Source organism: Nocardioides sp. IC4_145, assembly GCF_011250565.1.
Lineage (GTDB): Bacteria > Actinomycetota > Actinomycetes > Propionibacteriales > Nocardioidaceae > Nocardioides.
The window spans coordinates 39,448-62,322 of the sequence record NZ_JAANMS010000024.1 but is presented as its reverse complement, the minus strand read 5'-3'; the positions used below and the strand labels follow the sequence as shown (position 1 = coordinate 62,322).

Annotated in this window: 21 protein-coding genes and 1 tRNA gene; 11 read left to right on the top strand and 11 right to left on the bottom strand. The window is 73.1% G+C overall.

Annotated elements, in window-relative coordinates; translation table 11 throughout:
* Both G6553_RS11715 and G6553_RS11710 read right to left on the bottom strand, forming a co-directional pair.
* Window positions 1–1,194 (bottom strand): DUF4032 domain-containing protein (locus G6553_RS11715; protein WP_166192691.1); only part of this gene is annotated, 1,194 nt, incomplete at its 3' end.
* Between the two features lie 10 nt (window positions 1,195–1,204).
* Window positions 1,205–3,055, bottom strand: a complete 1,851-nt coding sequence (locus G6553_RS11710; protein WP_166192688.1) for a glycoside hydrolase family 13 protein — start codon at window positions 3,053–3,055, stop codon at window positions 1,205–1,207.
* A gap of 91 nt (window positions 3,056–3,146) precedes the next feature.
* Between G6553_RS11710 and G6553_RS11705 the strand changes: the two genes are divergently transcribed.
* The 3 genes from G6553_RS11705 to G6553_RS21770 all read left to right on the top strand — a co-directional run bounded on the left by G6553_RS11705 (window position 3,147) and on the right by G6553_RS21770 (window position 4,265).
* Window positions 3,147–3,881: an SDR family oxidoreductase gene (locus tag G6553_RS11705; protein WP_166192685.1), complete on the top strand. Its 735-nt coding sequence runs from the start codon at window positions 3,147–3,149 to the stop codon at window positions 3,879–3,881.
* 67 nt (window positions 3,882–3,948) lie between these two features.
* A tRNA-Thr gene (locus G6553_RS11700) sits at window positions 3,949–4,024 on the top strand.
* 112 nt (window positions 4,025–4,136) lie between these two features.
* The gene (locus tag G6553_RS21770) at window positions 4,137–4,265 is read left to right on the top strand and encodes a hypothetical protein (RefSeq protein ID WP_278249569.1); all 129 of its coding nucleotides are present in this window, start codon (window positions 4,137–4,139) and stop codon (window positions 4,263–4,265) included.
* Between the two features lie 36 nt (window positions 4,266–4,301).
* Here G6553_RS21770 and pdxY read toward each other — a convergent pair whose 3' ends face one another.
* Window positions 4,302–5,153 carry a pyridoxal kinase PdxY gene (gene pdxY / locus G6553_RS11695; RefSeq protein ID WP_166192682.1) on the bottom strand — a complete coding sequence of 284 codons (852 nt, stop codon included), beginning with the start codon at window positions 5,151–5,153 and terminating at the stop codon, window positions 4,302–4,304.
* A 147-nt stretch (window positions 5,154–5,300) separates the two neighbouring features.
* On the opposite strand from pdxY, the gene G6553_RS11690 reads away from it, so the two are divergent.
* Window positions 5,301–6,926, top strand: a complete 1,626-nt coding sequence (locus tag G6553_RS11690; RefSeq protein ID WP_166192679.1) for a GMC family oxidoreductase N-terminal domain-containing protein — start codon at window positions 5,301–5,303, stop codon at window positions 6,924–6,926.
* Window positions 6,927–6,928: 2 nt separating this feature from the next.
* On the top strand, window positions 6,929–8,557 hold the full coding sequence (locus tag G6553_RS11685) for a succinic semialdehyde dehydrogenase (protein WP_166192677.1): 1,629 nt from the start codon (window positions 6,929–6,931) through the stop codon (window positions 8,555–8,557).
* A 135-nt stretch (window positions 8,558–8,692) separates the two neighbouring features.
* Here the strand turns inward: G6553_RS11685 and G6553_RS11680 are convergent, their stop codons facing one another.
* From G6553_RS11680 to G6553_RS11670, 3 genes are read right to left on the bottom strand one after another with little or no spacing between them, the layout of a single operon-like run.
* Window positions 8,693–9,475: a class III extradiol ring-cleavage dioxygenase gene (locus G6553_RS11680; protein WP_207619657.1), complete on the bottom strand. Its 783-nt coding sequence runs from the start codon at window positions 9,473–9,475 to the stop codon at window positions 8,693–8,695.
* Window positions 9,476–9,507: 32 nt separating this feature from the next.
* Window positions 9,508–10,200, bottom strand: a complete 693-nt coding sequence (locus G6553_RS11675) for a uracil-DNA glycosylase (RefSeq protein WP_166192674.1) — start codon at window positions 10,198–10,200, stop codon at window positions 9,508–9,510.
* Window positions 10,201–10,234: 34 nt separating this feature from the next.
* On the bottom strand, window positions 10,235–10,708 hold the full coding sequence (locus G6553_RS11670) for a PaaI family thioesterase (RefSeq protein WP_166192671.1): 474 nt from the start codon (window positions 10,706–10,708) through the stop codon (window positions 10,235–10,237).
* A gap of 65 nt (window positions 10,709–10,773) precedes the next feature.
* Here G6553_RS11670 and G6553_RS11665 point away from each other — a divergent pair, with 65 nt between their 5' ends.
* Entirely contained in the window at window positions 10,774–11,259 is a 486-nt protein-coding gene (locus G6553_RS11665) for a helix-turn-helix domain-containing protein (RefSeq protein ID WP_347565669.1), read from the top strand.
* 105 nt (window positions 11,260–11,364) lie between these two features.
* Here the strand turns inward: G6553_RS11665 and G6553_RS11660 are convergent, their stop codons facing one another.
* From G6553_RS11660 to G6553_RS11650, 3 genes are read right to left on the bottom strand one after another with little or no spacing between them, the layout of a single operon-like run.
* On the bottom strand, window positions 11,365–12,819 hold the full coding sequence (locus G6553_RS11660) for an aminotransferase class V-fold PLP-dependent enzyme (protein WP_166192669.1): 1,455 nt from the start codon (window positions 12,817–12,819) through the stop codon (window positions 11,365–11,367).
* On the bottom strand, window positions 12,816–14,180 hold the full coding sequence (locus G6553_RS11655) for an MFS transporter (protein ID WP_347565668.1): 1,365 nt from the start codon (window positions 14,178–14,180) through the stop codon (window positions 12,816–12,818). The genes G6553_RS11660 and G6553_RS11655 overlap by 4 nt, the downstream gene beginning before the upstream one ends.
* Before the next feature lies 1 nt (window position 14,181).
* Complete coding sequence (locus tag G6553_RS11650; RefSeq protein ID WP_166192666.1) at window positions 14,182–15,489, bottom strand: alpha/beta fold hydrolase; 1,308 nt, start codon at window positions 15,487–15,489, stop codon at window positions 14,182–14,184.
* Between the two features lie 40 nt (window positions 15,490–15,529).
* Here G6553_RS11650 and G6553_RS11645 point away from each other — a divergent pair, with 40 nt between their 5' ends.
* Window positions 15,530–17,086, top strand: a complete 1,557-nt coding sequence (locus tag G6553_RS11645; RefSeq protein ID WP_166192663.1) for an FMN-binding glutamate synthase family protein — start codon at window positions 15,530–15,532, stop codon at window positions 17,084–17,086.
* Window positions 17,087–17,211: 125 nt separating this feature from the next.
* On the opposite strand, the gene G6553_RS11640 is transcribed toward G6553_RS11645, so the two are convergent.
* Window positions 17,212–18,648, bottom strand: a complete 1,437-nt coding sequence (locus tag G6553_RS11640; RefSeq protein ID WP_166192660.1) for a trehalose-6-phosphate synthase — start codon at window positions 18,646–18,648, stop codon at window positions 17,212–17,214.
* Between the two features lie 152 nt (window positions 18,649–18,800).
* Between G6553_RS11640 and G6553_RS11635 the strand changes: the two genes are divergently transcribed.
* Together G6553_RS11635 and G6553_RS11630 are read left to right on the top strand one after the other, a co-directional pair.
* Window positions 18,801–20,096: a sensor histidine kinase gene (locus G6553_RS11635; RefSeq protein WP_166192657.1), complete on the top strand. Its 1,296-nt coding sequence runs from the start codon at window positions 18,801–18,803 to the stop codon at window positions 20,094–20,096.
* A gap of 18 nt (window positions 20,097–20,114) precedes the next feature.
* Window positions 20,115–20,762: a response regulator transcription factor gene (locus G6553_RS11630; RefSeq protein WP_166192654.1), complete on the top strand. Its 648-nt coding sequence runs from the start codon at window positions 20,115–20,117 to the stop codon at window positions 20,760–20,762.
* A gap of 73 nt (window positions 20,763–20,835) precedes the next feature.
* Here G6553_RS11630 and G6553_RS11625 read toward each other — a convergent pair whose 3' ends face one another.
* A complete protein-coding gene (locus G6553_RS11625; RefSeq protein WP_347565667.1) occupies window positions 20,836–21,867 on the bottom strand; it encodes a Gfo/Idh/MocA family oxidoreductase in 1,032 nt (343 codons plus the stop codon).
* A 120-nt stretch (window positions 21,868–21,987) separates the two neighbouring features.
* On the opposite strand from G6553_RS11625, the gene G6553_RS11620 reads away from it, so the two are divergent.
* Together G6553_RS11620 and G6553_RS11615 are read left to right on the top strand one after the other, a co-directional pair.
* Window positions 21,988–22,284 (top strand): DUF3263 domain-containing protein, encoded by a 297-nt coding sequence (locus tag G6553_RS11620; protein WP_166192651.1) that lies wholly within the window; start codon window positions 21,988–21,990, stop codon window positions 22,282–22,284.
* Window positions 22,285–22,289: 5 nt separating this feature from the next.
* Window positions 22,290–22,802 carry a LytR C-terminal domain-containing protein gene (locus G6553_RS11615; RefSeq protein WP_347565666.1) on the top strand — a complete coding sequence of 171 codons (513 nt, stop codon included), beginning with the start codon at window positions 22,290–22,292 and terminating at the stop codon, window positions 22,800–22,802.
* Window positions 22,803–22,875 lie beyond the last annotated feature (73 nt).

Here is a 22,875-nt window from a genome sequence, read left to right as displayed (position 1 = left end):
GAGGGCTTCCTCGGGCTTCTTCGACAGGACGGTGTCGATGTAGTCGCGGGCGGTCTCGAAGAGGTCGACCTCGTGGCCGGCGCGCTCGGAGAGGTACCACCGGTGGACCAGCACCTCGTGGAAGATCTCGGCCGGCTCGAGCTTGCCGCGGGCCTCGGTCGGGACCATCGCCATGAGCGGCTCGAAGACCTCGGTGAGCCAGCGGCTGGCGACCAGGACGCGGTCCTCGCGGCCCAGGTCGCGGTGGGCGGTGAAGCGGGCGATGTCGTTGAGGAGCCGGCGTGCCTGGGTGTCCTCGACGTCGAGGCCGGTGAGCGAACGGAGCTCGCGCCGGTGGTGGCCGAGCTCGACGGCGCGGGGCTGGATGCGGACGGAGTCGCCGTCGTAGTCGGTGACGATGTCGAGCTCCTCGACGTCGAAGCCGCGCTCGTTGAGCCGTTCGATGCGCTGCTCGATGCGCCACATCTCGGCGGCGGAGAACTCCTCGGCGCCGGTCAGCTCGTCCCACAGCTCGTGGTAGCGCCGCTGCAGCAGGGCGACGATCTCCTCGGCCGGCACCTCGGCCGGGACGAGCCGGCTGGCCTGGAGGTCGAGCAGCTCGGCGAAGACGTTCTCGGTGGCGATGGTGACGTCGTGCTCCCGCATCTGCCGCGAGAGGGAGGAGCGCAGCTCGCCGGTCTCGGCGTCGACGAGGTACGCCGCGAACCCGCCGGCGTCGCGGCGGAACAGCACGTTCGACAGCGACACGTCGCCCCAGAAGAAGTCGGCGAGGTGCAGCCGGACCAGCAGCACGACCATCGCGTCGATGAGCGACGGCAGCCCCTCGACGGTCGTCCCGTGGCTGAACAGGCTGCGGTAGGGCAGCGAGAAGCGCAGGTGCTGGGTCAGCAGCGCGGCGGGCAGCTCCTCGCCGTGGGCGTCCACGCGCCCGGTCACGACCCCCTGGGGCACCACGGCGGGCAGCCCGAGGCGCTGGAGGTCGCGGAGCAGGCGGTACTCGCGGAACGCGATGTCGGCAACCGTCTCCTTGACGGCGTACGTCGCGGGGCCGAGCCGAACGATCCGCACGACGTGCCGGGACAGGCCGCGGGGGAGGGGGACGACGTACTGCTCGTCCCACTCCTCCAGCGGCACCGACCACGGCAGCCGCATGAGCGCGGGGTCGGGGCGGTGGGCGACGACGTGGAGGGCCACGCCGTCGAGCCTAGACCCGCCAGAGCCAGAGGCCAGGCCCCTCGGAGGCCGGGACGGTGACCGTGCCGTCGGCCTCGGTCAGCGCGGTCGCCTCGCCCTCGGTCGCCAGCACCGGCGACCCGTCGCCGAAGCCGAGCAGGCCGGCGTCGAGCTCGACCGCGGGGCCACCGGCCCGCCGTGCGCAGACCAGCACCGAGCCGGACGGGTGCTCGCGGACGAAGACGAATGCGTCGTCGTCGACGTGGGCCCACCGCAGGCCGCCGCGGCGCAGGGCGTCGTGCTCGCGGCGCGCAGCGGCCAGGGCGGCGTAAGTCGCCAGCGTGGCGTGGTCCCAGTCCTCGCGGCGGTCCCAGGGCATCGGCCGGCGGGAGTCCTCGCCGAGCACGCCCTCGAGGCCGATCTCGTCGCCGGCGAACAGCATCGGCACGCCGGGCAGCGTGAACTGCAGGCCGGCCGCGACGCGGTGGACCGCTCCCGAGCCGGCGACGGTGCGGATGCGGGCGCTGTCGTGGGAGCCGAGGATGTTCCACGACTGGCTCGCCGCGCGCCAGCCGAAGCGGGCCAGCCACTCGCGGAAGGACCGGAGCACCAGGGGGCCGGGCCGTCGCGGCACCGGCAGCGGGCGGCCGAAGGCGCGGGCGGGCGAGGCGGGGTCGCGCACCCACGACCAGACCGGCCAGGAGAAGCCGGAGTAGTTCATCGTGCCGTGCCAGCCGTCGCCGTCGATGTCGCCCGACGCGTCGTGGTTGTGCTCGCCGATGACCAGCGGGTCGGGGCGCTCGGCCTCGGCCGTGCGGCGTACCGCCCGGGCCACGTCGTGGTTGACGTCGACCGCGCCGAGCCGGCCGGTCATGTTGGCGACGTCGATGCGCCACCCGTCGACGTCGAAGGGCGGCCGCAGCCAGCGGGCGACGACCGAGTCGGGGCCCTCGACCATCGCCGCGCGCAGGTCGGGGTCGGCGAGGTTGAGCTTGGGCAGCGTGCCGTGGCCCATCCAGCACTCGTAGGAGCCGTCGTGGTTGAAGTAGTACCAGCCGCGGGTGGGGGAGGTCGGGTCGCTCGTGGCGCCGCGGAACCACTCGTGGGTGTCGCCGGTGTGGTTGGTGGTCAGGTCGCCGAGCAGCCGCCAGCCGCGCTCGTGGACGGCGGTGGAGAGCCGGGCGTACGCGGCGTCCCCGCCCAGGAGCGGGTCGACGCCGTCGAAGGTGGAGGCGTTGTAGCGGTGGTTGCTCTCGCCGGGGAAGACCGGCGTCGTGTAGACGACCGAGACGCCGACCTGCTCGAGGTGGTCGAGGTGCGCGACGACGCCGTCGAGGTCGCCGCCGAAGAACTGCGTCGGGGTGCGCGGGTCGGAGCCCTCGAAGGCCACCTCGTCGTCCCACTCCGCCGGGACGGCCCAGTCCGGGGTGGGCCGCTCGTCGGCGGCGGCCGAGCGGGCGAACCGGTCGGGGAAGACCTGGTAGACGACGCCGTCGCGGCCCCAGTCCGGCGCCGGGGCGTAGGTCGAGACGCGGAAGTCGAAGGTGTCGGGCACGTCGTGGCGGTGCACGCCCGCGGCGGTCAGCCAGCGCTGGTCCTCCGCGGGCGTGCCGGCGCCGGTGCTGACCAGGAAGCGGTAGTGCGCGACCGGGTTGTGGACCGGGAGCTCGCCCTCCCACCAGACGGTGTGCTCGTCGCGCTCGACCGGGCCGCACGCGTGGTAGACCGGCTCGGCGTCGTACGTCGTGCGCAGCCAGACCTGGTCGACGGGGTCCGAGGCGGCGGTGCGGACGCGGACCTTGACCGTCCAGCCGAGCGTCGGTGCCTCGTGCTCGAGGTAGAGCGGGGACCCGTCGTGGTGCGGTTCGTGCAGGAGGCTCACCGCACCAGGGTCGCCTCCGCGGGGGCGACGGACCAAAGTCTCGGCGACGTGACGCTGGTCGAATTAGAACGTGTTCCAGTACGGTCCGCCCATGACTTCTGCTCACACGTCTCCCGAGCCCCGCGTCGTCGTCGTCACCGGCGCCGCCTCCGGCATCGGCCGCGCCACCGCCGAGCTCTTCCGCGACCAGGGCGCAACGGTCTTCGGTCTCGACGTGCAGCCCGGGGCGCCGGAGGGCGTGACGTACGTCGAGTGCAACGTCGCCTCCCGCGAGTCGGTCGAGGCCGCGGTCGCCGAGTGCGCGCAGCACGGGCGGATCGACGTGCTGGCCAACGTGGCGGGCGTGGTGCAGTTCGGCCACTTCGACCAGATCACCGACGCCGAGTGGGACCGCGTCCACGCGGTAGACCTCAAGGGCCCGTTCATGATGATCCAGGCCGCGCTGCCCCACCTGCGCGCCTGCGGCGGCAACATCGTCAACGTCAGCTCGGTCGCCGGCCGCATCCCCCAGCCGTACGCCGTCGCGTACGCCGCCGCGAAGGGCGGCCTGACCCAGCTGACGAAGTCCCTGGCGCTCGAGCTCTCGCCGGAGGGCATCCGCGTCAACGCGGTCTGCCCCGGCACCGTCGACACCCCGATCGTGTCGCACGTCGCCGGCATCATGCCCGCCGACCTGGACGCCCGCGTCGCGGACCGCCTGATGATGATGCTGCCCGGCCCGGCGATCTCCCCGGCCGAGATCGGCGAGTCGATCGTCTACCTCGCCTCGCCCGCCGCGCGGATGATCACCGGCGCCGTCCTCGCCTTCGACGGCGGCATGGGCTGATCCCTGCGGCACCCGCCCCGGCAACTAGCATGTGCGCGGCCGTTCGACCTCCGCGTCGGCCGGCCGCGCCGGTGTAGCTCAGTTGGTAGAGCGCCTCTCTTGTAAAGAGGATGTCGCGGGTTCGACTCCTGTCACCGGCTCCACCCTCCGCCTCACCCGCAGGGATGTGATGTACGCCGAAGCGTGCGGACCCCGGCATGGCGCGGCGGAGCGCCGGGTATCGGCTCCTCAATCGATCCGGGGAGTGATTCCACGATGGCAGCGAACACGTCTGCACCGAGCACCGCCGCGGCCGCCGAGGGCCGGGACACGATGATCGCGCTGGCGATCCTGTGGCTGATCCCGGCGTTGGCGTTCCTCGCCGCGCTGATGATGGTCGGCTGACCGGGCGGTCAGCCAGGACGAGCGGGACGGGTCCGTTCAGCGGACCTGACGGACCTCGAACGACGCCGGCGGCGACGCGATCGCGTCCTGCGCCTCGACCAGCTGGATCTCGCGGGTGCCCGCGGCGATCGTCGCCTCGAGCACCGCGAACATCGAGGACGTCGTGCGCGAGAGCGCCTCGGCCGGGGAGCCGGTCGAGCGCAGGTGCGCGAGGTAGAGGGCGGCGGTGACGTCGCCACAGCCGTTCGGCGTGATCGGCAGCAGCGGGGTCGTGACGACCCAGGCGCCGGCGTCGGAGACGGCGACGACGTCGAGCGAGCCCTCCGGCACGTCGCCGTGGATCACGCTGGTCACCAGCACGTCGCGCGGCCCGCGGTCACGCACCGTGTCGACGGCCGCGAGCACCTCCTCGAGCGTGGTGGTCGTGCGACCGGCGAGGAAGTCGAGCTCGAAGTGGTTCGGCGTGAGGATGTCGGCCTGCGGCACGACGCTGTCGCGGAGGTACTCCGGGATGCCGGGCTTGACGAACATGCCGCGCCCGACGTCGCCCATCACCGGGTCGCAGCAGTAGACCGCGTCCGGGTTGGCGGCCTTGACCTTCGCCACGGCGTCGAGCACGACCGCCCCGACCGCCGGGTCGCCCTGGTAGCCCGATAGCACCGCGTCGGCCTGGCCGAGGACGCCGCGGTCCTCGATGCCCGCGATCACGTCGGCCACGTCGGCGGGCGCGAGGAGCGGCCCGCGCCACGCGCCGTACCCCGTGTGGTTGGAGAAGTGGACGGTCAGCACCGGCCAGACCTCGTGGCCCAGTCGCTGGAGCGGGAACACCGCGGCGGAGTTCCCCACGTGCCCGTAGGCGACCGACGACTGGATCGACAGGATCTTCACGACGCCGATCCTCTCGTCCGGACCATGGTCCGGACAAACTAGAACAAGTTACAGTCATGCCCTACTGTGGGCGGAGACACATTCCGAGAGTATGTGAACTCGGGCCCAGACCGCCGCTCTGCGACACGAACCACCCCAGGGGACGACATGGCCAAGCAAGCCCTGAAGAACGAAGCCGACTACGTCGTGGTGGGCTCCGGCAGCGCCGGTGCCGCGATCGCCGGCCGGCTCGCCGAGTCCGGCGCCAGCGTGATCGTGCTGGAGGCGGGCAAGAGCGACAACCAGTTCCTCACCAAGAAGCCCGGGATGATCGGCCCGATGCACGCCGAGCCGAAGATCAAGCGGCTCAACGACTGGGGCTACTACTCGGTGCCGCAGAAGCACATCCTCGACCGCAAGATGCCGGTCCCGCGCGGCAAGGTCCTCGGTGGGTCCAGCTCGGTCAACGGCATGGTCTACGTCCGCGGCAACCGAGCCAACTACGACTCCTGGGCGGCCGAGGGCTGCACCGGCTGGGACGCCGACTCGGTCAACGCGGCGTACAAGCGGATGGAGGACTACGAGGGCGGCGAGAACGCCTTCCGCGGCGTCGGCGGTCCGATCAAGGTGACCCGCAACAAGACCCCGCAGGAGGGGTCGCTGCAGTTCCTCCAGGCGACCGCCGACACGATCGGCTGCAAGGTCCTCGACGACTACAACGGTGAGTCGCAGGAGGGCGTCAGCCGGATGCAGCAGAACGCCGCCGACGGGCTGCGCTACAGCGCCTCGCGCGGCTACATCCACCACCTCGCGCCGCCGACCCTCGACGTGCAGACCCAGGTGCTGGTCACCAAGGTCGTCATCGAGAACGGTCGCGCCACCGGCGTCGAGGTCCGCGACAAGGACGGCAGCCGCCGCACGGTCCGCGCGGGCAAGGAGGTCATCCTGGCCGCCGGGTTCGTCGGCTCCCCGCAGATCCTCATGCTGTCCGGCATCGGCCACGCGCAGCACCTCAAGGACCACGGCATCGGCGTCGTCGCGGACCTGCCGGTCGGCGACAACCTGCACGACCACATGTTCCACGCGATGACCTTCCACGCGACCTCCTCGAAGATGCGCGGCAACGCGTTCTTCTTCGCCAAGGGCGTCGCCAAGGAGGTCGTGCGGCCCGGCTCCACGTTCCTCGCGAACTCGGTCTTCGAGATCCTCGCCTTCCTCAAGACCTCGCAGGCCACCGACGTCCCGGACCTGCAGCTGCACCTGCTGCCCTGGTCCTACGTCTCGCCGAACCAGGACGAGCCGATCCGGCACGAGGTCTCGCCGCTCCCGGCGCTGACCGTGCTCACCACGCTGATCTACCCGCGCAGCCGCGGCACGCTGCGGCTGGCCTCGGCCGACCCGACCGCGGCGCCGCTCATCGACCCGCAGTACCTCGCGGAGACCGCCGACGTCGACCTGCTCACCGAGGGCTCGGAGATGGTCCGCGAGATCATGGGCGCGGCGGCGTTCGGCGGGGCGGTCAAGGACGAGATCCACCCCGGCCGCAACCTGCAGGGCTCCGAGCTGCGCCAGGCCATCCTCAACCGCGCGACCTCGGTCTACCACGGCGTCGGCACCTGCCGGATGGGCGTCGACGAGCTCGCCGTCGTGACCCCCGACCTCAAGGTCCGCGGCGTCGAGGGGCTCCGCGTCGCCGACGCCTCGATCATGCCGTCGATCACCGGCGGCAACACCAACGCGCCGGCGATCATGATCGGCGAGCGCGGCGCGGACCTCGTCCTCGGGAGGGGCTGACCATGACCACCACCGCCGACCGCTCGGCCACCGCCGGACCCGGCTCGGGCTCCGGTCCGGGCGCCCCCGCGCCCCGCCTGCGCCGCCCGGCCACGCTCACCGACGCGTTCCTGCGCGACCTCGTCGCGCGCGTGCCCGGCTCGGGCGGGCAGACGTGGGACCTCACCGAGGTCTACACCGGCGAGACGCTCGTGCAGCTGCCGCAGTCGACCCCGGCCGACATCGAGCGCGCCTTCGCGGCCGCCCGCTCGGCCCAGCAGGAATGGGCCTCCTGGCCGCTGCGCAAGCGGTTGAAGGTGTTCAAGAAGGCGCACTCGCTGCTCGTCGACAACGCGCAGACCATCGCGGACCTCATCCAGGCCGAGAGCGGCAAGAACCGCAGGATGGCCATCGAGGAGACCTGCGACCCGGTGATGGTGATCAGCCACTACCTCAAGCGGGCGCCGAAGCTGCTCAAGCCGGTCACCCGCGGCGGACCGGTCCCGGTCGTCTCGAGCTCCACCGAGATCCGCCAGCCCAAGGGCGTCGTCGGGATCATCGCGCCCTGGAACTTCCCGTTCGCGACCGGCCTCTCCGACGCCATCCCGGCACTCATGGCCGGCAACGCGATCGTGCTCAAGCCCGACAACAAGACCGCGCTCTCACCTCTCCACGGCATCTCGCTGCTGGAGCGGGCCGGCCTGCCGAAGGGCCTCTTCCAAGTCGTCTGCGGCGAGGGCCCCGACGTCGGCCCGACGCTCATCGACAACGCCAACTACGTGATGTTTACCGGCTCGACCGCCACCGGCCGGGTCATCGGCGAGCGCGCCGGCCGCAACCTCATCGGCTGCTGCCTCGAGCTCGGCGGCAAGAACCCGATGATCGTCCTCGACGACGTCGACCCCGACGAGTGGGTCGCCGGCGCGCTGTTCGGCGTCTTCGGCAACACCGGCCAGATCTGCATGCACATCGAGCGCATCTACCTGCCCGAGAGCCGGTACGACGAGCTCAAGGCCCGCTTCGTCGCCGCAGCCGAGAGCCTGCGCATCGGCGCGGCGTACGACTTCGGTCCCGAGCTGGGCTCGCTGATCTCGGTCGACCACATGCGGCGGGTGCACAGCCACGTGCAGGACGCCGTCGCCAAGGGCGCCACGATCGTCACCGGCGGCAACCCGCGGCCCGACATCGGGCCGGCGTTCTTCGAGCCGACCGTGCTCGAGGGCGTCACCGGCGACATGCTGACCGGCTGCACGGAGACCTTCGGGCCGGTCGTCGCGCTGCACGAGTACCGCACCGTCGACCAGGCCGTCGCGCTCGCCAACGACACCGACTACGGCCTCAACGCCTCGGTGTGGGGCGCGGACCTCGACCGCGCCGTCGGCGTCGCCCGCCGCATCCACGCCGGCAACGTCAACGTCAACGACTCCCTCGCCACGGCGTACGCCTCGAAGGGCACGCCGTCGGGCGGCGTCAAGCAGTCCGGCGTCGGCGCCCGCCACGGAGACCAGGGCCTGCTGAAGTACACCGACGTCCAGAACCTCGCCGTCCTCAAGAAGCAGGTCATGGGCGCCCGCCCCGGCCAGGACTACGACGAGTACGTCAAGGGGATGCTCACCGGCTTGAAGATGATGCGGCGGACGCGGATCCGCTGATCGGCCGGCTCGTCGGTTGCATCGGCAGGCGTGCGAGGAACCCACGTTAACTTGGGATGCTCGCACTTCTCTGCCATCGCAATGACAGGGAAGCATCGGCATCCCAAGTGAACCTGGGATGCTGACGACACGCGTTCAGGCCACCTGCAGCGACCGCTTCGACAGCCCCATCCAGAACCCGTCGATGACCTGCAGGCCGGGCTCGTCGGGGGTGGTGGCGGCGCCGAGGGTGACGAAGAGCGGGGTGTAGTGCTCGACGGTGGGGTGGGCGTACGGCATGCCGGGCGCCTTGGAGTGGTACGCCGCGAGCGTGTCGACGTCGCCGCGGGCGAGGGCCTCGCCGGCCCAGGCGTCGAACTCCGAGGACCAGCCGGGGGCCGCGGCCTCGATGCGCCAGTCGGTGAGGAACGGCAGGCCGTGGGTGAGGAAGCCGGAGCCGATGATCAGCACACCCTCGTCGCGCAGCGGACGCAGCCGCTCGCCGAGCGCCATGAGGCGGACGGGGTCGTGGGTGGGCAGCGACATCTGCAGGACGGGGATGTCGGCGTCGGGGTACATGATCTTCAGCGGCACCCACGCGCCGTGGTCGAGCCCGCGCGAGGTGTGCTGGTGGACCGGTTCGCCGGTCGGCATCATCGCCGCGACGCGGGCGGCGAGCGCGGTGGCGTCGGGGGTCTCGTAGGTCATCCGGAAGTACTTCGGGTCGAAGCCGCCGAAGTCGTAGACGAGCGGTGCCCGGCTCGCCGAGAGCGAGACCGGCGCGGACTCCCAGTGGGCGCTGACGACGAGGATCGCCGTCGGGCGCGGCAGGTCGGCGGCCCAGGCGGCCAGCTGGCCGGACCAGGTCGGGTCGTCGAGGAGCGGGGGAGCGCCGTGGCCGATGTAGAGGGCGGGCATCCGGTCGGCGGTGGGGCTCATCATCACGTCTCCAAGTAATTGATGATTCAACCTTAGCCGACCGGGAGCCGCCAGTCCACCCCGTCGGCGCCCTGCCGGGCGAGCAGGTCGTTGACCCGGCTGAACGGCCGCGAGCCGAAGAACCCCCGGTGCGCCGAGAGGGGCGAGGGGTGCGCCGAGGCGACGTACGGCGTCCGGCCGAGCATCGGCACGAGGCCCTGCGCGTCGCGGCCCCACAGGACCGCCGCCAGCGGACCGCCCCGCGCGACGAGCGCCTCGATCGCGCAGGCGGTCACCTCCTCCCAGCCCTTGCCGCGGTGGGCGGCCGAGGCGCCCGGCTGCACGGTCAGCACCCGATTGAGCAGCATGACGCCGGCGTCGGTCCAGGCCGTCAGGTCGCCGTGCTCGGGCGTCTGGATCCCGAGGTCGCTGCGCAGCTCGGTGTAGATGTTCGCCAGCGACCGCGGCACCGGCCGCACGTGTGCGTCGACCGCGAAGCTGAGCCCGATCGGGTGGCCCGGGGTGGGGTAGGGGTCCTGGCCGACGACGAGCACGCGCACGTCGGCGAGGGGCCGCCGGAACGCGGCGAAGACCCGGTCGCCGGCCGGCAGGTAGCCGCGCCCGGCGGCCACCTCGGCCCGCAGGAACCGCCCCATCTCCGCGACCCGGTCGTCGACCGGGGCCAGTGCCGCCGCCCAGTCCGGTGCTACGAGTCCCTGGTCGACGAGTCCGGCGAGCGCGCTCACGGGCGCGACGGTAGCGGCCCGCCGGATGATCCGTTCAGGCGAAGATCATGCAGCTGGAGGTGGCGTGCGCGACCAGGCGGTCGCGGGCGTCGAAGAGCTGCGCCTCGGCGAGCGCCGTACGCCGTCCGCGGTGCACGACCTTGCCGACCGCGCGCAGCCGACCGGACTCGACGGTCGCGGGGCGCAGGAACTTCACGGTCAGGTCGAGCGAGGTGTAGCCCTCGCCGGCGGCCAGCGTGGAGTGGACCGAGCAGCCGGCGGCGGTGTCGAGCATCGTGGAGATGACGCCGCCGTGGACCGTGCCGAGCGGGTTGTAGTGCCGGTGCTCCGGCTCCAGCGCCACCGAGATCGACCCGGGCTCGCCGTCGAAGTCGACCATCCCGAGCGTCTCGGCGATGGGTGCGGGCGGGAGCGAGCCGTCGCGCATCGCCATGAGCAGCTCGAAGCCGGTCATCGACGCCGGGTCGAGCGGGGGCGTGGCGACGGCAGTCTCCTGGGTCTCGGTCATGGACTCAGCCTGGCGGCGCGGCGCTCGGTCTGTCAACAAGACCCAGCCCCGCCTACGCTGGGGCCGTGACCACCTCGCCGTCCGCCCTCGCGTGGTCGACCGACAACTGCACGGTCGGCCGGGCGATGGCCGTGCTCGGCGAGCGCTGGACCTTCGTGGTGCTGCGCGAGGTCTTCAACGGCGTGCGCCGCTTCGACGACATCCGCCGCCACAGCGGCATCCCGCGCCAGGTGCTGAGCAACCGGCTGGCGCTGCTGGTCGAGCAGGACGTGCTGCGCAAGGTGCCCTACCGCTCCGAGGGGGAGCGCGAGCGGCACGAGTACCGCCTGACGGAGAAGGGCTTCGCCCTCTACCCGGTGCTGGTCGCCGTCGCCGACTGGGGCGACCGCTACCTCGCCGACCCCGAGGGACCGCCGGTCGAGGTCGCGCACCGCGACTGCGGGGGCGTGCTCCACGCCGAGCTGGTGTGCGAGCACGGGCACCGCGTCGAGGACCTGCGCGACGCAGTTCCGCGGCCGGGGCCCGGTGCGAAGCGGGTCGACGCGGGCTGAGGCCGCGCCCGGAACCTGCCGGGAGGTCGTGTGCCTGAGCACGCGCGCCGCCGCGTCGTGAGGCACACGACCCCGCCCTCGGTCGGGCTGGGCTGCCTGGAGTGCTCAGGCGCGGGAGGGCCGGCTGAGCCGGTCGAGGAAGGTGAGGAGCAGGGCCTCGCGCATGGCGGGGGAGGCGAGGTCGAGCATGGCGTTGACCTCGGCCATCCGGTCGGGCAGGGCGAGCTCGCCCTCGGCGTTCTCGCCGACGAGGCCGGAGGCGGCCAGGAGGCCGTCGAAGTCCTCGTCCGTGAGGCCGGCCGGGTCGAGCGAGCGGATGTAGTCGGCGACGCCCTCGTCGACGGCGACCGGACCGGCGGCCACGGCGGCCGCGACGGACTCGCGCAGGGCGACGAGGAAGTCGTCGACGGCGCCGAGGGTCGCGGCGCTCACCGAGAGGTGGATGGTCGGCGGCTGGTCGCCGTAGGACATCTGCGGCTGGACGTACCACCCGCGCGCGGTCATCTCGTCGCACACCGTGAACGCGTCGCAGGTGCCGTCGGTGGCGAGGGCGACGAGGGTGGAGTCGGGCGTCACGACCAGGCGCAGCCCGGCGATGTCGGTGGCGCCTGCCACGATCCGGTCCACGGCCTCAAGGACGTCGGCCGTCAGCCGCTCGTAGCCGTCGTCGCCGAGGGTCCGCACGACCGCCCAGGCGCCCGCGGTGGGGCCGCCCGAGCGGGTGGACTGCATGGTCGGGTTGAGCATCGTGTAGCCCGGCCAGGCAGCGGAGGCGAAGAGCTGGGGACGACGCAGCGCCGGGGTCCGGTGCAGCAGGAGGGAGGTGCCCTTGGGGGCGTAGGCGTACTTGTGCAGGTCGACGCTGATGGACGTCACGCCGTCGACGGCGAAGGTCCACGCCGGCACGTCGCGGCCCAGCCGCCTGGCGTACGGGAGGACCCACCCGCCGATGCAGGCGTCGACGTGGCAGCGGATGCCCCGCGCGCTCGCGAGCGCCGCGAGCTCGGTGACGGGGTCGACGACACCGTGGGCGTACGACGGCGCGCTGGCGACGACGAGCACGGTGCTGTCGTCGATCGCGGCCTCGGTGGCGGTGGCGTCGGCGCGAAAGTCCGGGCCGACGGGGACCATGCGCGCCTCGACACCGAAGTAGTGCGCGGCCTTGTGGAAGGCGGCGTGGGCGGTGGCCGGGATGACCATGTTCGGCCGGGTGACCTGCGGGCTGCCGTCGCGGGCGGTCTGCACGGCGAGCAGCACCGACTCCGTGCCGCCGGAGGTGACGGTGCCGACCACGGTGTCGGGGGCGCCGAGCAGGCGGGCGGCGAAGGCGACCAGGTCGTTCTCCATCCGCAGCAGGCTGGGGAACGCGGTCGGGTCGAGCCCGTTGGAGCCGGCGTACGCCGCGACGGCCTCGCGGCCGACGCGGTCGACCTCGGCGAGCCCGGAGTCGTAGACGTAGGCCAGCGTGCGGCCGCCGTGGACCGGCAGGTCGGCCCCCTGGCGCGCGTGCAGCTCAGCCAGGACGTCCTGCGCGGTGGTCGGGCGGGCGGTGGTGGTCATGCGTCGACCTCTTCGGCGTCGAGGGTGTAGCGGGCGAGCCACCACAGGCTCACCAGCACGAGCAGGGCGGGGAGGAGGGAGAAGCCGAGCACGATCGCGGTCACGGCCGACCCGGGCTGCGCCGCGGCGCCGTCGGTCGAGGACTGGTAGTCGCCGAGCGCGAGCACCAGCGCGAAGACGGCCGGGCCGAGCGCGAGGCCGAGGGTCTCGCCGGCGGTCCACACGCCGGTGTAGACGCCGGCGCGGCCGCTCCCGGTCCGGCGGGCGTCGACGGCCGCCGCGTCGGGCAGCATCGCCATCGGGAAGACCTGGCAGCCGGCGTACCCCACCCCGGCGAGGCCGACCGCGGCGAAGACCACGGCGGCCGGCGCGACGTCCGCGAACGCCGCAAGGGCGGCGCCGACGGCGAGGAACAGCGAGGACGCGAGGTACCCGCGCTTCTTGCCGATCCGCTGCCCGAGCGCCGACCAGGCAGGCGTGAGCAGCAGCGCCGGCCCCACGAAGCACAGGAACAGCACGGTCGCGGCGCCGGTGCTGTCGAGGACGTCCTCGGCGAGGTAGTCGACGCCGGCGAGCATCGCGCCGGTGGCCAGCGCCTGGACCACGAAGGTGGTGAGCAGCAGCCGGAAGTCGCGGGCGGTCGCCACGATCCGCAGCTGGTCGCGCAGGCTCCCCGCCCCCGGCTGGACCGAGCCGACCGGGGCGCGGCGCGTGCCGACGTACGACGACACGACACCGACGAGGATGATCAGCGCCATCACGACACCCATGACGCGGTAGCCGTCGCGGCCGCCGACCGCGTCGCGGATCAGCGGTGCGGTGCCGCCGGCGACGAGGATCGTGAGCGCCAGGATCGCGACGCGCCAGGTCATCAGCCGGGTGCGCTCGTCGTAGGACGTCGTCATCTCGGCGGGCATGGCGACGTAGGGGACCTGGAAGAACGCGTACGCCGAGGCGCAGCCCAGGAAGCACACCAGCACCCACGCCGCCTCGAGGCCGGTGGCCATCGATGGCGCGGCGAAGATCAGCGCGAAGCTGGCTGCGAGCACCAGCCCGGCGCGGAGGAGGAACGGCCGGCGCGGCCCGCGCGGGTCGGTGCTGCGGTCGCTGATCCGCCCGGCGATCGGGTTGAGGACGACGTCCCACGCCTTCGGCAGGAACACGATGACGCCGGCCAGCACCGCGGCGATGCCGAGGGAGTCGGTGAGGAACGGCAGCAGCATGAGCCCCGGCACCGTGCCGAAGGCGCCGGTCGCGACCGAGCCCGAGCCGTAGCCGATGCGTACGCCGCGGGGCAGCGCGCCCGGGTCCACCGGCCCGTCGCCCGCGGTCGCGCCGCGGGCCGTCTCCTGCGTCGCCACCTCAGCGCGCCAACGACCGGGAGCCGCCGGAGCCGTGGCGCCGGTCGGGGTTGGTGCCGATCGCGTCCGTGCCGGTGGCCGGCTCCTCGGTCGCCGCCCCGCCGGCCTTCTTCGTCGCGGTCTTCTTCGCCGCCGCCTTCCTGGGCGCCGCCTTCTTCGCGGACTTCTGTGCTGCCTTGTGTGCTGCCTTCTTCGCGGGTTTCCTCGCCGGCTTCTTCGCAGGCCCGGCGGCCGGGCGGTCCGACCACTCGTCGAGCCACTCGTCGAGCACCTCCCAGGTGGTGCCGCGGGCCTGCCGGCCGGTGAGCATGCCGAGGTGGCCGCCCGGCACGATCTCGAACCGCACCTCCTCGGCCGAGCCGAGGTGGGGCAGCAGCGCCCGGACCGCGCCGACCGGGGCGATCCCGTCGTTGGCGCCGGCGAAGACGAGCACCGGCGCGGTGATCGAGTCGAGGGTGATCGTCCGCTCGCCGAGCACCACCTCGCCGGTCTTGAGCACGTTGCCCTTGACGAAGCGGTGGTAGAGCTGGCCGAAGGTCCGGCCGGGGTAGGCCGTCATGTTCGCGGTGAACCGGTCGACGGCCTCAAGCTGGGCGAGGAAGTCGGTGTCGTCGAGGTGCGCGGCGACGGCCAGCGGCTTGGTCACGAGCTTCTGGAACGAGCTGAGCTGGTAGGCCCAGCGCACCAACGGCGTCGGCGCGCCGCCCATCAGCTGGTAGGCGCGGGTGATCGCACCGCGGCCGTCGGTCGGGTTGAGGTTGAGCAGCGGCCGCAGCGGCGCGACCAGCGGCACCTGCGAGACGTCGAACGGCGTGCCGAGAGCAGTGACCGACGCGATCGGCAGGCTCGGGTCGTCGGCCGCGGTGAGCAGCGTGAAGATCCCCCCGAGTGACCACCCGACCACGTGCACCGGTCGGCCGCCGGCGTGCGCGGACACCTCGCGGATCGCGGCGGGCACGACCTCCTCGACCCAGTGCTCCATGCCGAGGGAGCGGTCGCGGAAGGAGACCTGACCATACTCCACGAGGTACGTCGGCCGGCCGCCCGCCAGCAGGTGCTCGACCAGCGAGCAGCCGCGCCGCAGGTCGAAGCAGATCGCCGGTGCCGCCAGCGGGGTCACCAGCAGCACCGGGTCGCCCTGCTCGTCGGCGCCCGGCTGCGGCCGGTAGTGGTACAGCGCGCGCATGTGCCCCTCGTCGACGAGCGTGCGCGGCATCGGGCGGAGGTCCGCCAGCCCGCCGTACAGCAGCTTGTGCGCCACGTTGCCGGCCGCCGAGACGACCTGGTCGGGCTTGGGGACGAGGTCCATGGGCGGCAACGTACCCGCCGATCCGGGTACCGCACAGGACATGAGCTGGTCCAAGATCGCCGCCACCGGTGCCGCCGCCCTCGCTGCGGTCGCGGCCCACGACGTCACGCAGCGCAAGCACGCCATCCTGCGCAACTTCCCCGTGGTCGGGCACCTGCGCTTCATGCTGGAGAAGTTCGGGCCCGAGCTGCGCCAGTACATCGTGACCTCGAACGACGAGGAGCGGCCGTTCTCCCGCGACCAGCGGCGCTGGATCTACGCCTCGTCGAAGGGCGAGAACACCTACTTCGGCTTCGGCACCGACAACGACGTCGAGAACAGCACCGGCTACCCCGTCATCAAGCACCGCACGTTCGCCGGCCCCGGCGCCGCGACCGCGCCGCACGCCGAGGAGGGCGTCCGGCTGCCGATGGGCAAGGTGCTCGGCGGGCCGCGCGGACGCGCGAAGGCGTTCCGTCCGGGGTCGATCGTCAACATCTCGGCGATGAGCTTCGGCTCGCTGTCGGGCAACGCCATCGAGGCGCTCAACCGCGGCGCGGCCCTGGCCGGTTGCCTGCAGAACACCGGCGAGGGCGGGATCTCGCCGGCCCACCGCCACGGCGGCGAGCTCACCTTCCAGCTGGGCACGGCGTACTTCGGCTGCCGCGACACGCAGGGCCGCTTCGACCTCGCCCGGCTCAAGGACCTCGTCGCCTCCTCGCCGGTCCGTGCGCTGGAGATCAAGCTCTCGCAGGGCGCCAAGCCGGGTCTGGGCGGCCTGCTGCCCGGCGCGAAGGTGACCGAGGAGATCGCGGAGATCCGCGGCATCCCCGTCGGGCAGGACTGCGCGTCGCCGAGCCGGCACACGGCGTTCCACGACACCGACTCGATGCTCGACTTCGTGGAGCTGCTGGCCGCCGAGACCGGGCTGCCCGTCGGCATCAAGTCCGCCGTCGGCGACCTGGCGTTCTGGGACGAGCTGGTGACGCTGATGTCCGCCCGCGACCGCGGCGTCGACTTCGTCAACATCGACGGCGGCGAGGGCGGGACCGGCGCGGCCCCGCTGGTGTTCGCCGACTCGGTGGCCTACCCGTTCCGCATCGGCTTCACCGAGGTCTACAAGCGCTTCGCCCGGGCCGGGCTGCACGACGAGGTCGCGTTCATCGGTGCCGGCAAGCTGGGGCTCACGGAGAACGCCACCGTGGCGCTGGCCCTCGGCCTCGACGGCATCAACGTCGGCCGCGAGGCGATGCTCGCCGTCGGCTGCATCCAGGCGCAGAAGTGCCACGCGGACACCTGCCCGACCGGCGTCGCGACCCAGGACCCATGGCTGGCCCGCGGCCTCGACCCGGCGCTGAAGTCGGTGCGCGCGGCGACGTACGTCAGGTCGCTGCGGCGCGACCTGCTCAAGGTCGCCGAGGCTGTCGGCGTGGTGCACCCGGCGCTCATGGGCCCCGACGACGTCGACCTCGTCGACGGCACCCGCACGGCCACGACGCTGCGGGAGGCCTACGGCTACGAGCCCGGCTGGGGCGTGCCCGGCCCCGAGCTGGCCGCCACCGTCGAGGACTTGATGCTCGGCCGGCTCCCCGACGACCCGCACCCCGCGCACGCCTGACCCCGGGTGCACCTGCCGCGCCACCTACTACGGGAGCCCCTCGCTTATCGGGGCAGATCTCCCGTGGTAAGCGCGGGGGTCACCGGTGAACCGGGGACCCCCGCACCCGCCCGGTCGGTCCCGACCTAGGACCGCTTCGCCGGCCGGACCGCCTTGCCGTGCGAGCCGGGGACCTCGGCGAGGTCGTTCATGAAGGCGTCCGCCCAGGCGGCGACGTCGTGCTGGGTGACGGTCTTGCGCATGGCCTTCATCCGACGGCGGGTCTCCTTGTCGTCGGCGCGGTAGGCCTCGAGCAGGGCGGACTTCATGCCGTTGATGTCGTAGGGATTGACCAGCCAGGCCTGCCGCAGCTCGTCGGCGGCGCCGGCGAACTCCGAGAGCACCAGCGCGCCGGTGTCCTCGAAGCGGCACGCGACGTACTCCTTCGCGACGAGGTTCATGCCGTCGCGGTACGGCGTCACCACCATGACGTCGGCGGCGCGGTAGAGCGCGGCCATCTCCTCGCGCGGGTAGGACGAGTGCAGGTAGCTGATCGCCGGGCGGCCGATGCGCCCCAGGTCGCCGTTGATCCGGCCGACGAGGCGGTCGATCTCGTCGCGGAGGATGCGGTACTGCTCGACCTGCTCGCGCGAGGGCACCGCGACCTGGACGAACACCGCGTCCTCGACGTCGAGGTGGCCGTCGGCGATGAGCTCGCTGAACGCGCGCAGGCGGGCATAGATGCCCTTGGTGTAGTCGAGCCGGTCGATGCCGAGGAACACCTTGCGCGGGTTGCCGAGGGCGGTGCGGATCTCCTCCGCGCGCTGCGCGACCGGCTCGGAGCGCGCCATCGACTCGAAGCCGGCGGCGTCGATCGAGATGGGGAACGCCGCCGCGCGGACCGTGCGCCCGTCGGGCAGGTAGACGAGGTCGCGGTGGGTCTTGTGGCCGACGCGCTGGCGGACCAGGCGCACGAAGTTCTGCGCGCCGCCGGGGAGCTGGAAGCCGATCATGTCCGCCCCGAGCAGGCCCTCGAGCAGCTGGCGGCGCCACGGCAGCTGCTGGAACAGCTCGGCCGGCGGGAACGGGATGTGCAGGTAGAAGCCGATGCGCAGGTCCGGCCGCAGCTCGCGCAGCATCTGGGGGACCAGCTGCATCTGGTAGTCGTGCACCCACACCGTGGCGCCCTCGGAGGCCAGCTCGGCGGCCTTCTCGGCGAAGCGGCGGTTGACGCCGACGTAGGCGTCCCACCACTCCCGGTGGAACTCCGGCTTGGCGACCAGGTCGTGGTAGAGCGGCCACAGCGTGCCGTTGGAGAAGCCCTCGTAGTGGCCCTCGATCTCGGCCTGGGTCATCGACATCGGCACGAGCTTCATGCCGTCGGCCTCGAACGGCGCGAGGTCGGCGTCGGTGCCGCCCGGCCAGCCGATCCAGGTGCCGTCGTTCGCGCGCATCACCGGCTCGATGGCGGTGACCAGGCCGCCCGGGGAGGTCCGCCAGCCCGGCGTCCCGTCCGGCTGCTCCACCCGGTCCACCGGCAGTCGATTGGCCACGATCACGAGGTCGGCAGACACGGTGCTCACCCTAGGGGAGTGCCCCACAAGCACTCGTCGCACTCGGCGCCCGGTCGGCGGGGTGTCGCGAGGTGTCGGGAGGAGGGTGTCGGGCTGGCCCCACCCCGGTCGTCGTGCTGGCAGGATCGTGCGAGCCCGCTCGGCCAGCCAGGCTCGGAGCCATGACCACCACCGTTGCGATGACCCCCACCGGCACCTCCCGCGCGCCCTCGCTGGTGCGTCGCGCGCTGATGGACAGCGGCTACGCGCTGAGCGCGTTCGTCCTGGCCCTGCCGGCGTTCGTGCTCGCGGTCGTGCTGCTCAGCGTCGGCGCGGCCCTGACCGTCGTCGTGTACGGCGTGCTGGTGCTGTCGCTGGCCGCGGTGGTCGCCCGCGGGTTCGCCCGCCTCGAGCGGCACCGCCTGCGCACCCTGCTCGGTCGCGACGCCCCCACCCCGTCGTACGCCCGCCCCCGCGAGGGCGACGGCCTGCTGCGCCGGACGATCACGCCGCTGCGCGACCCGCAGTCCTGGTTGGACCTGACCTGGAGCGTCGTCGGCCTGGCCACGGGCACCGTCGCCTTCGCGGTGACGGTGACCTGGTGGGCTGCGGTGCTCAACGGCGCGACCTACTGGTTCTGGCAGCAGTGGCTCCCCGACGGCCCCGACAGCCGTGGGCTGGCCGAGCTGCTCGGCCTCGGCTCCGGCGCGGTGGCGGAGTCGCTGCTCAACGCCGTCCTCGGCGTGGTCGCCCTGCTGACCCTGCCGGCCGCGGTGCGCGCCGCGGCCGGGCTGCACGCGAGCCTGGCGTGGGGGCTGCTGAGCAGCCGCGCCGAGCTGCAGCAGGAGGTACGCCGCGTCGAGACCGGTCGCAGCGCGGCGCGCCGCGCGGAAGCCGAGTCGCTGCGGCGGCTCGAGCGCGACATTCACGACGGTCCGCAGCAGCGGATGGTCCGCCTCGGCATGGACCTCGGGCGGGCGCGCCGCCAGCTCGAGTCGGACCCCACGCGGGCCGCGGTGACGATCGAGGAGGCGCTCGCGCAGGTCGGCGAGACCGTCGAGGAGCTCCGCTCCCTCTCCCGCGGGATCGCCCCGCCGCTGCTCGTCGACCGCGGCCTCCGGGTCGCCCTCGAGGACCTGGCCGCCCGCAGCGCGGTGCCGGTCGACGCCGACCTGGACGTGCCCGACGGCCTGCCGCCGCACGTCGAGACCGCGACGTACTTCGTCGTCAGCGAGGCGCTCACCAACGTCGCCAAGCACAGCGGCGCCGCCTCGGCCCGGCTGCGGGTGCGGGACACCGGCGACGCGCTGCTGGTCCGCGTCGAGGACGACGGTGTCGGTGGCGCGCACGAGGCGAAGGGGCACGGCCTGGCCGGGCTGGCCCAACGGCTGCTCGCCGTCGACGGCACGCTCGGCCTGGAGTCGCCGGCCGGTGGCCCGACCGTGGTCTCCGCGATGGTCCCGACGGGTGCGCGGTGAGGCTGCGGTGACGTCGTCGTGAGGATCGTGGTCGCGGACGACTCGTTCCTGCTGCGCGAGGGGCTGCAGTTGCTGCTCGCCGAGGCCGGCCACGAGGTGGTGGCGTCGGTGGCCGACGGGCCGTCGTTCGTGGCGGCGGTGCTCGAGCACCGGCCCGACGTCGGCATCGTCGACGTCCGGATGCCGCCGACCCACACCGACGAGGGGCTGCGCGCGGCGGTCGAGGTGCGGCGGGCGTGGCCGGAGGCGCGGCTGCTGGTGCTCTCGCAGTACGTCGAGGTCGCCTACGCCGAGGACCTGCTCGCCGCCGCCGAGGGCGGGGTCGGCTACCTGCTCAAGGACCGGGTCTCCGACCTCGACGAGCTCGCGACCGCGCTCGACACGGTCTCCCGCGGCGGCACCGCGCTGGACCCGCAGGTCGTCCGGCGGCTGATGGGCGCCCGCCGCGACCCGCTCGCCGCCCTCACCCCGCGCGAGCACGAGGTGCTGGCGCTGATGGCCGAGGGCCGCTCCAACAGCGCGATCGCCGAGGCCATGGTCGTCACCGGCGGCGCGGTCGAGAAGCACACCCAGCGGATCTTCGCCAAGCTCGGGCTCAGCCCCGACGACGACACCGCGCACCGCCGGGTCGCCGCCGTGGTGCGGTTCCTCCGGTCGGGGCGGTGAGCGGGGCGGCCGCGGAGAGCTTCATCGGCCAGCCGATGAAGTGTTGCGCCCGACCGCCCCATGACGACCGGCGTCAGCCGAACGCCACGCCGACCTGCGCGCGGATCGTGTCCATCTGCCGCATCAGCGTGAGCGTCTGGTCGTGCGGGACCCACGGGCTCTCGCGGAGGCCGGCGCGCAGGCAGCGCCCCACCTCCGCGATCTCGTTGCCGTAGCCGCGCCCGACGACCGGGTCGGCGGCGACGATCTCGACCGGCTGCCGACGCACGTCGTCGTCGTTGGTGCTGCCGTCGGCGTACGGCGTGAACGTCGCGGTGGTCGGGTGGTGGAAGTCGGGGACGTCGATCCGCCCGAGGTCGGTCGCGATTGCGGCGGCGCGGGAGGACCACGACGTCATCGAGGCGGTCATCGTGGCGAGCGCGCCGCCGGGGTAGCGGCCGCTGACCGCGACGTCGAGGTCGATCCCGCGGTCCGACAGCGCGGCGGTGGCGCTCAGCTGCTCGGCCTCGCCGAGCACGAGGTGGGCGAAGGTCAGCGGGTAGATCCCCATGTCGAGCAGCGCGCTCGCGCCGAGGGCGGGGTCGAACATGCGGTCGTCGGGCCCGGCGTCGACGCGGAACCCGAGCTCGGCGTGCAGGTGCCGCGGGGTGCCGAACCGGCCCGCGCGGACCTCGTCGACGACGGCGCGCACGAGCGGGTGGCACGCGGTCCACATCGCCTCCATGAGGAAGCGGTCGTGCTGCCGGGCCAGGCGCACCATCTCCTCGGCGTCGGCGGTGGTGAGCGTCAGCGGCTTCTCGCACAGCACGTGCTTGCCGGCCTCGAAGGCCATCCGGGCGTGCTCGAGGTGCAGGGCGTGCGGGCTGGCGACGTACACGACCTCGACGTCGGGGTCCGCGACGAGCGCCTCGTACGACGCGTGCGGCCGCCCGCCGTGCTCGGCCGCGAACGCCTCGGCGGCCTCGCCCCGCCGGGACCCGACCGCGACCAGCTCGGCGTCGGGCACGAGCGCGAGGTCGCGGGCGAAGGTGTGGGCGATCTTGCCGGTGGCGAGGATGCCCCAGCGGGTCGGTGCGGCGGGCTCGTTCACGGCAGGCTGGGTCACGGCGCAGAGACTCCCACAACACGCCCGGACGGGTCTGGCGAGCCGAATGACACCGGTGTGGTTCGTCGCCTAGAGTGAGGTCCGGACACACATCGGACACCAGCTCCCGGGAGACTGCGCATGGACGCCGCGAACGCCCTCGACGGCCACGAGGCCGGGGCCACGCCGACCCTGAGCGACCGCGACCGAGAGATCCTCGAGTTCGAGCGCCAGTGGTGGAAGTACGCAGGCGCGAAGGAGACCGCGGTCCGCGAGAAGTTCGACATGAGCTCCACCCGCTACTACCAGGTGCTCAACGCGCTCATCGACCGTCCCGAGGCGCTCGAGGCCGACCCGCTGCTGGTCCGCCGCCTGCGCCGGCTGCGGTCGCAGCGCCAGCGCCAGCGCTCGGCCCGCCGCCTCGGCTTCGAGGTCTGAGCGCCGTGGCCGCCCCGCGCACCGCCCGCCACCGCGACCAGCGCGGCTTCGTCTTCCCCTCGCCGGTCGTGATGCTCAGCATCGTCGCGGTCGCCATGGCCGCCATCGCCTTCGTCGCCACCCGCGGCGGCGAGCCGACCGAGCGGGAGATCACCACGATCTCGGTCGAGGAGACCGCGAAGCCCACGCCGACCGCCTCCGCGGAGCCCACCGGCAAGCCGAAGCCGGCCAAGCCGCCGGTGCAGCGCGCCAAGGTGTACGTCGAGGTCTACAACAACTCCGGCATCACCGGGCTCGCGGGCACCGTCGCCGACCAGGCCGGCCAGGCCGGGTGGCAGGTCGTCGGCTCCGACAACTGGGTCGGCACCATCCCGGCCACCACCGTGTACTTCCCGCCGCGCCTCGAGCGCGCCGCGAAGCTGCTCGCCCTCGACCTGGGCATCGAGCGCACGATGCCTGCCGTCGACCCGATGCGGTTCGACCGGCTCACGGTCATCCTCACCGGCCCGCTCGACTGACCGCTCGACTGATCGCTGCCGCTCCGTCCCGGCCGGCCCGTCCCAGCCGGTGAGCCGCCCCACGTGTAGGCGG